Here is a 14184-nt window from a genome sequence, read left to right on the forward strand (position 1 = left end):
TCAAATCAAATGGCCAAGGATCGCGGTAAGGTCTTTCATAACTTCGACAAGAGTAAGTACGCTGACGGTTCTTATTTTAATCAATACGTAAATAAAAGTTGGACGCCAGCTTCCAAAAAAGTCAAGTCATTGTTTGATGGTATCTTTATTCCAACTGAAAAAGATTGGGAAGATTTAAAGAAGTCAATCATGGAATATGGTTTGTACCATCAAAACCGAATGGCAGTTGCTCCAAACGGTTCCACTGCTTACATCGGTGATGCTACCGCTAGTCTGCACCCGATTGTTCAAAAAATTGAAGCCAGACAAGAGTCCAAAATCGGGACAATTTACTATCCGGCCCCCTACCTTTCTAATGACACCATTCCTTACTACGAGTCAGCTTACGACACGGACATGCGAAAGGTGATTGACGTTTACGCCGCCGCTCAAAAACACGTCGATCAGGGAATGAGTTTGACTCTCTTCATGCGCTCAACCATTCCTGAAGGGCTATACGAATGGAAAGACGGTCGAAGTAACAAAATGTCCACCAGAGATTTAACGATCCTTCGTAATTACGCCTACAAAAAGGGAATTAAATCGCTCTACTATGTTCGGACATTTACCGACGACAACACTGAAGTTGGTGCTAACGAGTGTGAAAGCTGTGTAATTTAATCTTTAGGAGGGAATTTATGGACATTAATAAAGTTTTAACCGGAAAGTTACAGGGAAACTACAAGGCCATTAATTGGAATTCCATTGGCGACGAGATTGATAAAGCCACCTGGGAAAAACTAACCGAACAGTTCTGGCTTGATACCAGAATTCCTTTGTCAAATGATTTAAAGGATTGGCGTTCGCTTGACGATGATCATAAATGGATTGTTGGTCACGTTTTTGGTGGCTTAACTTTACTGGATACCTTACAGTCTCAAGACGGAATGGCCGCCCTTAGAAATGATGCTGTTACCCAACATGAAATTGCGGTTTTAAATAACATTCAATTTATGGAATCCGTTCACGCCAAAAGCTATTCATCCATTTTTTCAACTTTAAACAGCCCTGATGAAATTGATGAAATCTTTCATTGGAGTGATACAGAAGAATTCCTCCAAAACAAAACGAAAAAGATCTATTCGTTATACCATGACGATGGTCATCCATTAAAAAAGAAAATTTCTAGTGTGTTCCTTGAAACTTTTCTTTTTTACTCTGGATTCTATACTCCCATCTGGTACCTCGGTCATAACGAGCTTCCAAACGTTGCTGAAATCATTAAATTAATTATTCGTGACGAATCGGTTCACGGAACATACATTGGCTATAAATTCCAAGTTCAGTTCAACCAATTAGGTGAAAATGAACAAAATGATTTAAAGGATTGGATGTATAACTTCTTGTACGACCTTTATCAAAACGAGGAAAAGTACACCCATTTGCTTTACGACCAAGTGGGATGGTCTGAAGATGTTTTAACTTTCATTAGATATAACGCCAATAAGGCCCTCATGAATCTAGGACAAGATCCAATGTTCCCTGATACTGAAGCAGACGTTAACCCAATCGTTATGAACGGAATCTCCACTGCTACGGTCAATCATGACTTCTTCTCCCAAGTCGGTAACGGTTATCGACTTGGTAACGTTGAAGCAATGAGCGATTCCGACTACGATATTGGTAATAAAAAGAACCCAAAATAATTGTTCAACTAAAAAGAGGTTTCAGAATTAATTCTGAAACCTCTTTTTTATGGCATATTTTCTTCAACATTTTCAATCGTGGGACGTTCACTAACCACCGATAAGAGCTGTAGCATCGTGAATACCAATGAATTATCCTTACGATATACGAAGTACTTGGACACCCAGTTATCGACGTATTTCTGCTTATAAGACCGCAATCCTTGAAAGCTATAGAACGCATCACCATACTGATAAATCAAGTGAGCAATTTTTTCGTTAATGAAACTAAACTTTGATTCACCAACATTAGCTAGTGGTGCCATTCCTAAGTTAAACCACTTGTAACCCTCATCCTTTGAATACCTGAAGAAATGAATGAAGATTCCATCCATAATTCCAGACGGAGCATCATTTCCCGACCGCATTAAGTCAACCGAAGTCATCACTCGATCACCCGTTGGCATGATGTTAGCAAAAGCTACAATCGCATCATTTTTATCGCGAATGACCGCAATTGGAGCCTGGTTTAAGTAATATGGATCAAAGAATCCAAGAGAGAAGCCCTTTTCATCACGTCCATTGAGCCACTCATCAGAAATTTGTTTAAATTCACCCATCTGTTCTTTAGAAAATGGTGGATCTAAAACCTCAAAACGATAGCCTTCCCGATCGAACTTGTGCATTAACGCCCGTTCACCTCGATGTCGCTTACCGGTAAGCGAAAAATCCGTTAAATCAACGTGACCTTCCTCTCCAGCCTTAATAAAGTCAAAGCCCTTTTCGTGAAGTAACATTGTTAGTGATTCTCCAACTTCGTAAAACACCAGGGAGAAATCAGCTTTGTCAGCATCACTCATGAATTGGTCAATCGCTGGATCTAATTTATCCTGATTTCCAATTGGTTCACCCATCACAATTAACTTATTGGCCTTCTGTTTATACATGAAAATGACTTCGTCTTCACTATCTTCAGCGTAGAAGTAAACCTTTTTATCACGCAAGAAGACTAAGTGACTAACTTCGTTTCCACCAAATTTGCGAATAACATTGCGAATTCTAACTTCATCAAAGGGTTGATTCAACCATGGGATACGAGCGTACGTTAAGTACTTGTACAACATAAACAGGATAATAAAAGCAATGATAATGCCCACAAATCCAGTTAACCAGACCTGTTCAGATGGTAAAAGATACACATTCATCATTTTGATGGGAGCGTGTCTACTAGACAAGTTATGATTACTCATGTAGATTCCGATGATGGAATACATTAAGAAAGTTCCAATAAAAATGATGCCGTCAAAAATTGCATTTCCCCACGAGTATGTGAGTTTTTGCCGATACATGCCCTTTCTTGATAACCACAAACAAATAATGATAAAGCCTAACAGTAACGTTAATTTTAGTGGAAAGTCCTCTTTCCACAGGGTGTTAGCAATGGCAAACAACAAAATGATAACGGTCGGCCAGAAAGCTTTGTGGACTCTCGATCCTACTCCACGTGCTAATCCAATTAGTAAAATCCCAATAATCACGTTCGACAACTGTCCTAAAAAGAACAGCGTGTATGGCGCCAGTGATAAGTAGAGTGGATTAACAAGAGCCAAATTAGGAATGGTCGCATACAAAATCATCATGATTCCCGAAAAGTACATAAAAATCGTAATGATCAGCTGGGCCGACCTATGAACAATCGTTTTCGGAATATCATCCAGAAAATTATTAATTCGTGCTCCCATTTCGTGGAAAAAGAGAAAGGCCCCCACGAAAAACGGGAGAAAATAGTAGAAAATTCGGTACAATAGCACCCATACGGCAGCAATTGTCGGTGACACCCCAAGTAAACTCAGGCTACCAATCATCATCGTATCAAATGACCCAAGACCACCTGGCAGCATTGAGACAACCCCAAATACGTTGGCAATAATAAAAATGGGAAAAACGTCCCAAAGATTAACATTAATCTTCATGAAGTATCCAATAATTAAAAACAACATGGCACAGCTCCCCCATTCGAGGCAGGAACCGAGGATCAGTTGAAACTCACGTTTTAAGGTTAAATCACTAAAAAACTCAGAATTACTGAATCTGGTAAATAGAAAAATCACTGGAAAATAAACTCCCCCACCTACTAACCAAATCCAATCCTTTGCGTACTGAGATCCAATGCCAAATCCAAAGATCAAAACTAACGAAACCAAACAATAGGTGGAAAGTCCTGCCAGTAAGAACAAGGCAATCTTAGAAATGGCATATAATACCTGTTTCTTACTAGCATTTTTACTATAAAACATCGCTCTCAAACTGGCCCCAAGAAAGCCACCAAACCCAGCAATATTGGTAAATGTGTTAACGATCCACCCGCTCTTGACGATGTAGGACGGTTTAAACTTGCCAGGCAGAAACTCCGTAATGGTAAAATCATATATTAACATTGGTAACACAGCCACAAATCCTAAGATCGTTAAAATAATTAACGTCGTTGGTGACTGTGATGCAAGGCTCGCTCGCATTTCCTTTCCATTAATCTCAGAAAGCACGTGGGTCGCCTCGTAAACAACAAACACAAGGACCAGGGTGACAAAAATCCCCTTAATCCAGGCAGAATATTTGTTATAGAAATCCATAACTTTATTAAATGCTTTTTTCAATTGTTAACCCCCAAAAAATCGGCTAACTTCATTCTCTCAATTTTTATGACATAAAACAACTTTATTTAAACAATATTAAGGCAAAAAAAAGAACGTGCAAAAGCACGTTCTTTTTAGTCATCGACTACTTAAGAGTTACAGTAGCACCAACGGCTTCAAGCTTGTCCTTGATGTCGTTAGCATCTGATTCTGAAGCGCCTTCTTTAATAGCTTTAGGAGCGCCATCAACTAAGTCCTTAGCGTCTTTCAAACCAAGACCAGTGATATCTCTAACTGCCTTGATAACCTTAATCTTTTCTTGACCTGCTTCAGTAAGTTCAACGTCGTATGAATCCTTAGCAGCACCTTCACCACCAGCAGCACCTGCAGCTGCAACTGGAGCAGCAGCAGAAACATCAAATTCATCTTCGATTGACTTAACCAAGTCGTTTAAATCAGTGATTGAAGCTTCTTTTAATTGAGCAATAATATTATCTTTATCAAAAGCCATTTTAATTTCCTCCTATTAGGACATTTAATCTATTTTTATTAAGCTGCATCACTATCGTCACCATTGTCATCTTTATCAACAACGGCATTAACAGCATAAGCAACCTTACGGATAGGATCTTTCAAGATGTTAGCAAGAGTTGAAAGCAATTCTTCACGGCTTGGTAGAGCAGCAAATTCATTGATTTCATCAAGTGAAGCGATCTTCCCTTCGATAATTCCACCCTTGATTTCAAGTTCAGGATTATCATCAGCGAAGTTCTTCAAAATCTTGGCTGGAGCAACTGGGTCTTCATCAGAAAATGCAATAGCAGTAGGTCCAACAAAAGTATCTTTCAAATCCTTAACGTCTGCTTTATCAGCAGCACGCTCTAAAATTTTATTTTTAATAACACTCATTGAAACATCATTATCACGCAATTGTTTACGTAAATCAGTATCTTGAGCAACACTTAAACCTCGGTAATCAACAACAATTGCTGATACAGCTTTTTGAAATTGGTCAGCAACTTCATCAACCTTTTTGGCTTTAGTATCAATAACTTCTTTTTTTGGCATATTATTTCACCTCCCAATGTATTTTGGGACTTAATAAAAAATCCCTATGTTCGCCAAAACATAGAGAAAGAGTGTATTACTCCTCGGCAGGCATAATTAAGGTCAAAAACCACCTGAGTCTTAGGCGAATCATATTCAACTAATAATCTATCATAATGATAAAAATTAGTCAATTAGGGATTATTTAATTAGTTAGTAACTAAAATGATTCAGGATCAACTGAGACACCAGGTCCCATTGTTGATGAAACTGAGATGTTACTAATGTAAGTTCCACGAACAGATGCTGGACGATTCTTAACAATCACATCGTTGATGGTGTTAAGGTTTTCGGCCAACTTGTCTGCGTCAAATGAATCTTTACCGATTGAAACTGCGACGTTTCCATCACGATCAGTTCTGTAAGTAACTTTACCGGCCTTAGCATCAGAAACCGCTTTTGAAACATCCATGGTAACAGTTCCAGTCTTAGGGTTTGGCATTAATCCCTTAGGTCCAAGAACACGACCTAAACGACCAACTTGAGCCATCATGTCAGGAGTAGCAATTGCGACATCAAAGTCGAGCCATCCATCTTGAATTTTTTGAGCTAAGTCGTCATCACCGACAAAATCGGCACCAGCGTTCTTAGCATCTTGAGCCTTTTCACCCTTGGCAAATACTACAACTGTTTGATTTTTACCAGTACCATTAGGTAAAACCACGGCACCACGTAATTGTTGATCAGCTTGTTTAGTATCAACGTTTAATTTATAAACAACTCTGATAGTGTCATCAAAGTTGACTGAATCTAATTTTTGAACTAATTCTACAGCATCTTGAGCAGCGTATTTTTTACTCTTGTCAATTTGCTTTGAAGCATCTTCGTACTTCTTACCTCTCTTACGAGCCATTGTGTCTTCCTCCTTGCAATTGTGGTTATAACGGAATTTCCTCCCACTAGCACATTATCTTTCGACATTGTGCTGTCCGGGCATAGTGAAATTAACCTTCAACAGTGAATCCCATACTACGTGCCGTACCTTCAACCATGCGCATAGCTGCTTCTACATCAGCTGCGTTTAGATCTTGCATTTTGGTTTCGGCAATCTGCTTAACTTGGTCTTTGGTAACTTTTGCGACCTTGTTAGTGTTAGGTTCACCGGAACCGTGTTCAACACCAGCGGCTTTCTTTAATAGGACAGCAGCTGGAGGGGTCTTGGTTACAAAGTCAAATGAACGATCTTCGTAAACAGTAATCACAACTGGAATCAACATTCCTGCTTGATCAGCAGTACGTGCATTAAATTCCTTAGTGAATCCCATAATATTAATTCCAGCTTGACCTAAAGCAGGTCCAACTGGAGGAGCGGGTGTTGCTTTACCCGCAGGTATTTGTAGTTTAACTACATTAGCTACTTTTTTAGCCACGAGACATACCTCCTTAAGTCCGTGTGTGGTAAATGAAGATCAAAATTTCTTCTCCCACGTTAATTTATGCAATACGCATACTAGTTAAATATACCACGTTTATTGAAACGTGACAATGAATATTTTACTCAGAATCGGCTTCTAGGGGCTTAACTTGGTCAAATTCCAGTTCAGTACTAGTCTCTCTACCAAACATGTCAATATTAACCTTGAGTTTACCCTTAGTGTTGTCAATCTCAGTGATCTTGCCAGAAAGTCCCTTAAAGGCTCCCTCAACGATGGTAACCGTATCACCAACCCGGCTATCCAATGGTTTAACTCGCTTCTTTACCCCAATCGTTGACATAACGTTTTCAACCTCTTCGGGTAACAACGGATTGGGCTTTGAACCTTGACCGTGAGAACCAATAAATCCGGTCACTCCGGGAGTATTTCGAACGACATACCAGGCTCTATCAGTCATTACCATTTGAACCAGCACGTATCCTGGGAAGGTCTTGTTCATAACCACTTTCTCTTTACCGTTTTTAACCTCGTGTTCTTCGGTTTCTGGAACAACAATGTCAAAAATATAGTCTTCCATTCCCATGGATTCTTTTCTAGATTCAAGATTCATTTTAACTTTGTTTTCATAGCCAGAGTATGTATGTAATACATACCATTGCTTTTCTGCAGTCTCTACCACAATGATTATCTCCTTTAACTTAAAGCAAAATAAAAAAACCTCGCGTAAACGAAGTTCTTATCATCAAACTAACTATAACAGAAATTATCACACTAATCTAGTTTAGGCTAGTAACTTCAAAATGGTTTGAATTGCCCAATCAATTACACCAAGAAAGATTGCAAAAAAGATGGTAGTCCAGATAACGATTGAAGTATCGGTTCTAGTTTGCTTAGCGTTCGGCCAAACAACCACCTTCATCTCTGCAATAACGCTCTTAAAAAAGTTCCATAATCGTTTCATGTAAAATTCCCCTCTTAACGAGTTTCTCGGTGCAACGTATATTTTCCACAATGCTTACAAAATTTCTTTACTTCCAATCGTTTGACACGATTCGGATTGCTGGAAATGGTGTAGTTTCTTAAACCACATACAGAACAAGCTAATGCTACCTTTTTCTGTGCCATAGGCTGCACCTCCTTAATAACTAACTAATCGTATCATCAATTTCAACGTTAGTCAATTTTATTAAATCTATAGTATTTCTGACGACAACGTGCGATCGCATTTTTCAATTTCATCACATTCACATCAGAAACCTGAGCCATTTTTTCAAACGAATAATTCTCAAGCGAACGAATAATCACCATTCTCTCAACTACCGAACTCCTTTTCATCAAGCCTTGTAAGTTCTCATACATTGAAAGAACTCGTTCTGGACTGGCAGCATGAATATCGGCAATGGTATCAGAATAAAATTGAAAATACGCACTAAGAGAAGCTTTTTTAGAATCGGGCACGCGCTTTTGAGCTCGCTTTTTTCTTAAAATATCATATAAGCGGTTTTTTAAGTTAACTTTATAGTAACTGCCAAAGGTAACCTTACGACTGGCATCATACCTAATAATTGTTCGACTAAGCACAATGGCCGCTTCCTGTTTCCAATCTGAGAGTTCCATACCTGATAAGTAGAAATCGTTCCACAACTTTAGATAAATTGGCGCATATTTTTTAAACAATTTGATGAAACCAGCGTCGTTCTTTTTTGCATCCTCAACCATTTCTAATTCTTTAGCCCGTTTCTCTTCTTTATTCATCAATTGGCCCTCCTCTTAATCAATTAATTAACACTTAGTATCGTATCGAAACGAATTGAGCTCAAACAAGCGAACAAACGTTCGATATGTGATATTATCTGCTAACCAATTTTTAATATCGAATTTACGATATTAAACGGCCCAATAAAAAAGAACAATGTGCTGGCATTGTTCTTTAGTTCAGTCATTTCATTATAAAGGATGGCGCGAGTTAAAACCTTGATACATAACTAATCCGGCAGCAACCGACGCATTCAAGCTCTGAATATCCCCCACCATTGGAATGGTAAGTGTTTCATCAACCTGTTTTTTAAGTAAAGGCGAAATCCCCTTGCCTTCACTGCCAACGATAAGAGCACTCGGACTTTTAGCATCCCAGCGCCGATAATCAGTTCCTTTCATATCAGTACCAAAGACCCACAACCCACGTTCTTTTAATTCTTTAACGGTGTTGACCAAGTTAGTTACTCTGGCGACCGGAACACGTTCAATTGCCCCCGCAGAGGTTTTCGCTACCGTTGATGTTAATCCAACAGCACGACGCTTGGGAATGATCACCCCATGAACGCCGGCAGCATCTGCGGTTCTAATAATTGACCCCAAATTATGAGGATCGGCAATGTTATCCAGAACAATGAAGTATGGTGGTTCACCCTTTGATTCAGCATTTTTAAATAAATCATCAATCGATGCATAATTAAAGGATGCAATTGATAACATGACTCCCTGATGATTCTGGTGGTCTGACATCAAGTCTAACTTTTGCTTTGGCACCTTAGAAATTACTAAATGACGACCCTTGGCCAAACGAATAACCGCCTTAATGGTGTCATCTTCTTGACTGACTCCATTTTGTAAAAACACCTTGTTAATTTCTTGATTTTCATTGCGCAGTGCTGAGACTGCCGGGTGTCTCCCAATAATAAAATCTTCATTATCTCTCATACTCAACCCTCCCAGAATCAACTTGATCAATGCACCACTGCGCCAGTTCATTGAGTCTTTTATCTTGGCCACTAAGGGACAGGAAACCAAAGAGGGCTTCAAAGCCAGTGGAAATCCGATAGGTAACAACACTCGTATTCTTGGCGTGAGTATAGCTCTTGGCGTTACGTCCCCGTTTAAAAAAGTACTCTTCTTCATCACTTAAGATTGCATCCTGATTCATCAAAGCAATCAATCCGGCCTGAGCCTTGGCTGACACATATTTAGTAGCAAAATGCTGCAATTGATTTGGCCTAGCGATGCCCTCGTCAATCAAATGCCGTCTCACGTATACCTCATAAACCGCATCACCTAAATAAGCTAGTACAATACCATTTAACTGTCGATATTGAATATTATCGTCCGCTTCACTCATTAAACTAATTTTCCCTTCTGAATCGGGTCCCCTGTGGTGTGTCTTCTAAAATAATACCCTTATTTTTTAATTCATCCCGAATTTCATCACTTCTAGCAAACTGCTTGTTAGCTCGCGCATCGTTTCTTTGCTTAATTAATTTCTTAACTTTGTCATCATTTAACTCACTACTTTGTAGTTTAATCCCAAAGATAGCGGACAACTGTTCTAACCGTTTCATCAGCAACTTAATCGAATCCTTAAAAACCACTGGTCGTTCCGCATAAACGTTTCCAAGCTTAGCCAGCTCATAGACCTTGGCAATCCCATTTTGAACGTTAAAGTCATCATCCATGGCATCCTGAAAATCAGCCTGAATTTGACGAATCTCTTGATCTAATTTCGGATCGTTATAAGGATCAGCGTCTTTTAACCGATAGTTCAAATTATCGTAAGCCGTCTGTATTTTTTGCAGATTGGTGGCAGCTTCATCAACTCCCTGCTGGCTAAAACGAATTGGCCGGCGATATTGAGTGGTCGAAATGAGAAAACGCAGGGCTTGAGGATTATCTTTCTTAAGCAAATCATGAACCGTAACAAAGTTCCCTTTAGATTTGCTCATCTTCTCGTCCTCATCACCGACGGTCACAAAACCATTGTGAAGCCAGTAATTAACAAACTTTTGGCCCGTTTTGGCCTCGCTCTGTGCCCGTTCATTTTCATGATGAGGGAACTCTAAATCAATCCCGCCACCGTGAATGTCAAAGGTGTTACCAAGGTACTTAGTTGACATTACCGAGCACTCAATGTGCCAACCGGGACGGCCTTTTCCCCACGGAGAATCCCAGGAAATTTCGTCTGGTTTAGCTTTTTTCCAAAGTGCAAAATCAATCGGGTCTTCTTTTTGGGCTAATTCTTCACTTGAAACGTGATCACTTGCACCACTCTCAAGGTCATCGATGTTTTCGTGTCCTAGTAAACCATAAGATTTAAACTTACGAGCCCGATAGTAAACCGTCCCGTCAACGTTATAAGCATATCCCTTTTTAATTAAGTCAGAAACAAAGGTAATAATTTCCTTAATGTTATCCGTGGCACGGGGATTAACGGTCGCAGGTTGTACGTTTAACGCCTTCGTATCTTCCATAAAAGCCTTAATGTATTTATCGGCTAATTTGGAAACCGTGGTTCCCTCTTTTTTGGCTTCGTTAATCATTTTATCATCAACATCGGTAAAATTAGACACATAATTCACCTTATACCCACAATATTCAAGATAACGACGAATGGTATCAAATGCCACCACACTTCGCGCATTGCCAATGTGAATATAGTTATAAACAGTTGGACCACAGACGTACATGTTAACCACACCGGGTGTGATTGGTTCAAACTTTTCTTTTTCATTTGTAAGTGAATTATAAACTTTTAACATGTCCAACCTCCTAATGATTGTTCAATATTAACCCTTCAGTTCATTATGAACTAGACCAATTGAAATGAAAATATTTTACTTTTTTAATGCTGTTTTAAGAGCTTCGGTAATGGTGGAAACTCCTATAACCTGAATATTTTTAGGTGGAGTCCATCCCTTTAGATTATATTTAGGAACCAATACGCGCTTAAAGCCTAATTTCTGGGCCTCAATAACGCGTTGCTCAATTCGATTGACCCTTCTAATCTCACCAGTCAAACCAATTTCACCAATGTAACACTCTTTTGGATCGGTTCCAATATTCTCATAACTTGACGCAATGCTAATTGCCATTGCCAAATCAATGGCTGGTTCATTAAGTTTGACCCCACCAGCAGCTTTTAAATAAGCATCCTGGTTTTGTAACATCAATCCAGCCCGTTTCTCAAGAACCGCCATAATCAGTGAAACACGATTTCGATCCAGTCCAGACGCAGTTCTTTGCGCATTCCCAAAAACCGAGGGAACAATTAAGGCTTGAAGTTCAACCAGAATCGGACGAGTTCCTTCCATTGCTACCACAATTGCTGATCCGGTAGCGTTCTTCAAACGCTCCTCTAAAAAAATCTCAGATGGATTCTTGACTTCTTTTAGCCCATCTTCATCCATTTGAAAAATTCCGAGCTCATTCGTAGATCCAAATCGGTTTTTAACGGCCCGTAGTAACCGATAAGAATGATGTTTGTCCCCCTCAAAATAAAGAACGGTGTCAACCATGTGCTCTAACGTCTTCGGGCCGGCAAGCGTACCACCCTTAGTAACGTGTCCCACTAAGAAAATGGTGATACCATTGGTTTTTGCGATGTTCATTAAATCCGAGGTAACGCCTCGGACCTGCGTAACGGACCCAATCGCAGACGGGATCTCATCTTCTTGCATGGTTTGAACGGAGTCAATGATAACGGTGTCCGGCTTCACTTCTTCAATTGCCTTCCTGATTGAAGTCATATCCGTTTCTGGATAAAGGTATAAGTTCCCTTTTTCAGAAACATTGAGGCGATCAGCTCTCATCTTAATTTGATCGGCACTCTCTTCTCCTGAGACGTACAGTACCTTTTGTCCTGAGGCTGCTAATTGACCGGAGACTTGGAGAAGTAACGTTGACTTACCAATCCCCGGATCACCACCGATTAGGACCAGTGAACCTGGAACCACGCCTCCGCCAAGCACCCGATTCAGTTCATTTGAATCAACCTGAATCCTCGGAGCACTTTCAGCGCTAACTTGTCTAATTAGCTGGGGTTGCGACTTAGTCCCGCTCAGTGAAACCCGACTCACGTTCGTCTTTTTGGTATCATTTTTTTGGACCGTTTGTTCAACCATCGTGTTCCATTCACCACAGTTAGGACAACGACCTAGATATCGTGGTGATATATATCCACAGTTGGAACAAACATATTGCGTTTTTGCTTTAGCCATTAAATCATTTCCTAACTATTTGCCAGAAGAACCAAATCCCCCATTTCGAGTCAGCTTTGGTCCCTCATCTTGATCCGCAAGTAAATAAGGCATAAAGATTCCTTGTCCAATTCGATCACCTTTTTTAATCTTACGGTCGACGATTCCAAAGTTTAGAATCTGGACAAAAATTTCACCCTCATTACTTTCATTATTGTAATAATCAGCGTCAATAACACCGATCCCATTCGGAATTACTAAGTTTTGTTTCAAAGGATTACTTGAGCGATTCGCGATTATCAACACTTCATTTGGCTGCATGTAAGCCTTAATTCCCGTTGGAACCAAAAAGGGCTTTAAAGCATTCTCTGAATCCATGATGTCTTGTTGATCTAACTTTCTTCTAGCCTTAATGATACCAAATGACCGAATTAAACCAGTTTTCCAGATTGACGGAATAACCATGTCAACGGCACTGGCAAAGTCATATCCGGCAGCCTTTTCAGTTGCTCGTTTTGGCAAAGTCAAGCCGTCATTCTGATATTTTGAAACAATCTCAAAGCCTCTTTGCATCTTCTAATACCTCTTTATTCTCAAAAATTCTTACTATTATTTTACCAGTATTTCTTAAATTTTGACATTGCTTGACAAAATCATAAAGACCATTGAAAATTAATAATAGTGGTCAAGTTACTAAAAGTAACGACTTAATTTGAAGGGGAACAATCAAATGAATTCAGCAGATCAGCGAGAATTAAAGAAACACGTTGGAAAAGAAGCTGTTAAGCACGTTAAGGATGGGATGGTCTTAGGTCTTGGGTCTGGTACCACCATCAAGTACATGGTAGACGCACTGGGAGAGCGCATCAAAAATGAACATCTAAATATTATCGGTGTGCCAACCTCCAGTAAAACTAAGCGTCACGCGGAAAGCTTAGGCATCACTACTAAGGATGTTGACGAAGTCGACCACATTGATTTAACCATTGATGGGGCCGACCAAATTGACAAAAATTTTCAGGGAATTAAAGGCGGTGGAGCCGCTCACCTGATGGAAAAAATCGTTGCCATTAATTCTGATCGCAACATGTGGATTGTTGACGAAAGTAAGATGGTTAAAAAACTCAATTTTCCACTTCCGCTTGAAGTAATCCCTTATGGCAGTGGCCAACTCTATCGTCGGCTTAATCGGATGGGACTTCATCCGAAATTTCGTCAAAGCACGAATGGAGGAAAATTAACAACCGATTCTGGTGACTACATTATTGACTTAGGCTTACCTGAAATCACGACTCCCGTTCAACTGGGCAAAAAACTTGATAGTATGACAGGAATTGTGGAACATGGGCTGTTCTTGAACATCGTAAATACCATTATCGTAGAACATCCCGACGGACCGGAAACAATTGAAGCTCGCTAATGATTTAACCGACCCAAA

At 39.7% G+C, this 14184-nt stretch carries 17 protein-coding genes and 1 other annotated feature; of the genes, 3 read left to right on the forward strand and 14 right to left on the reverse strand.

Features of this window, described 5'->3' with window-relative positions:
- The coding region (locus AC6UD0_RS06060; RefSeq protein ID WP_500708482.1) for a ribonucleotide reductase barrel domain-containing protein at positions 1-660 on the forward strand (660 nt) is incomplete at its 5' end.
- A 17-nt stretch (positions 661-677) separates the two neighbouring features.
- Positions 678-1685, forward strand: coding sequence for a class 1b ribonucleoside-diphosphate reductase subunit beta (gene nrdF / locus AC6UD0_RS06065; RefSeq protein ID WP_500701492.1), 1008 nt, complete (start codon positions 678-680; stop codon positions 1683-1685).
- Positions 1686-1732: 47 nt separating this feature from the next.
- On the opposite strand, the gene mprF is transcribed toward nrdF, so the two are convergent.
- From mprF to AC6UD0_RS06135, 14 genes are all read right to left on the reverse strand, one after another.
- Complete coding sequence (gene mprF / locus AC6UD0_RS06070) at positions 1733-4318, reverse strand: bifunctional lysylphosphatidylglycerol flippase/synthetase MprF (RefSeq protein WP_500708484.1); 2586 nt, start codon at positions 4316-4318, stop codon at positions 1733-1735.
- Between the two features lie 124 nt (positions 4319-4442).
- A complete protein-coding gene (gene rplL / locus AC6UD0_RS06075; RefSeq protein WP_500694473.1) occupies positions 4443-4808 on the reverse strand; it encodes a 50S ribosomal protein L7/L12 in 366 nt (121 codons plus the stop codon).
- A 38-nt stretch (positions 4809-4846) separates the two neighbouring features.
- Complete coding sequence (rplJ, locus tag AC6UD0_RS06080) at positions 4847-5365, reverse strand: 50S ribosomal protein L10 (RefSeq protein WP_500694474.1); 519 nt, start codon at positions 5363-5365, stop codon at positions 4847-4849.
- 26 nt (positions 5366-5391) lie between these two features.
- Positions 5392-5508: a sequence feature (ribosomal protein L10 leader region), on the reverse strand.
- Between the two features lie 56 nt (positions 5509-5564).
- Positions 5565-6257 (reverse strand): 50S ribosomal protein L1, encoded by a 693-nt coding sequence (gene rplA, locus AC6UD0_RS06085; protein ID WP_500701490.1) that lies wholly within the window; start codon positions 6255-6257, stop codon positions 5565-5567.
- A gap of 91 nt (positions 6258-6348) precedes the next feature.
- The gene (gene rplK / locus AC6UD0_RS06090) at positions 6349-6774 is read right to left on the reverse strand and encodes a 50S ribosomal protein L11 (RefSeq protein WP_010021774.1); all 426 of its coding nucleotides are present in this window, start codon (positions 6772-6774) and stop codon (positions 6349-6351) included.
- A 124-nt stretch (positions 6775-6898) separates the two neighbouring features.
- Positions 6899-7459 (reverse strand): transcription termination/antitermination protein NusG, encoded by a 561-nt coding sequence (gene nusG / locus AC6UD0_RS06095; RefSeq protein ID WP_500696800.1) that lies wholly within the window; start codon positions 7457-7459, stop codon positions 6899-6901.
- A gap of 102 nt (positions 7460-7561) precedes the next feature.
- The gene (gene secE, locus AC6UD0_RS06100) at positions 7562-7741 is read right to left on the reverse strand and encodes a preprotein translocase subunit SecE (RefSeq protein WP_500694477.1); all 180 of its coding nucleotides are present in this window, start codon (positions 7739-7741) and stop codon (positions 7562-7564) included.
- A gap of 14 nt (positions 7742-7755) precedes the next feature.
- Positions 7756-7905, reverse strand: a complete 150-nt coding sequence (rpmG, locus tag AC6UD0_RS06105) for a 50S ribosomal protein L33 (protein WP_500701489.1) — start codon at positions 7903-7905, stop codon at positions 7756-7758.
- Positions 7906-7953: 48 nt separating this feature from the next.
- The gene (locus tag AC6UD0_RS06110; RefSeq protein ID WP_500701488.1) at positions 7954-8535 is read right to left on the reverse strand and encodes a sigma-70 family RNA polymerase sigma factor; all 582 of its coding nucleotides are present in this window, start codon (positions 8533-8535) and stop codon (positions 7954-7956) included.
- 192 nt (positions 8536-8727) lie between these two features.
- Positions 8728-9480 carry a 23S rRNA (guanosine(2251)-2'-O)-methyltransferase RlmB gene (rlmB, locus tag AC6UD0_RS06115; protein ID WP_500701487.1) on the reverse strand — a complete coding sequence of 251 codons (753 nt, stop codon included), beginning with the start codon at positions 9478-9480 and terminating at the stop codon, positions 8728-8730.
- Entirely contained in the window at positions 9470-9895 is a 426-nt protein-coding gene (locus tag AC6UD0_RS06120; protein WP_500696797.1) for a Mini-ribonuclease 3, read from the reverse strand. The genes rlmB and AC6UD0_RS06120 overlap by 11 nt, the downstream gene beginning before the upstream one ends.
- A gap of 4 nt (positions 9896-9899) precedes the next feature.
- A complete protein-coding gene (gene cysS / locus AC6UD0_RS06125; RefSeq protein ID WP_500708485.1) occupies positions 9900-11309 on the reverse strand; it encodes a cysteine--tRNA ligase in 1410 nt (469 codons plus the stop codon).
- Positions 11310-11384: 75 nt separating this feature from the next.
- Positions 11385-12767 (reverse strand): DNA repair protein RadA, encoded by a 1383-nt coding sequence (gene radA / locus AC6UD0_RS06130; RefSeq protein WP_500708486.1) that lies wholly within the window; start codon positions 12765-12767, stop codon positions 11385-11387.
- Between the two features lie 15 nt (positions 12768-12782).
- Positions 12783-13319 carry a dCTP deaminase/dUTPase family protein gene (locus tag AC6UD0_RS06135; protein ID WP_500708488.1) on the reverse strand — a complete coding sequence of 179 codons (537 nt, stop codon included), beginning with the start codon at positions 13317-13319 and terminating at the stop codon, positions 12783-12785.
- Between the two features lie 157 nt (positions 13320-13476).
- Here AC6UD0_RS06135 and rpiA point away from each other — a divergent pair, with 157 nt between their 5' ends.
- Positions 13477-14166, forward strand: coding sequence for a ribose-5-phosphate isomerase RpiA (rpiA, locus tag AC6UD0_RS06140; RefSeq protein WP_500694485.1), 690 nt, complete (start codon positions 13477-13479; stop codon positions 14164-14166).
- The last annotated feature ends 18 nt before the right edge of the window (positions 14167-14184 follow it).

The sequence above is a fragment of the Fructilactobacillus sp. X7R9C1 genome (genome assembly GCF_059901005.1).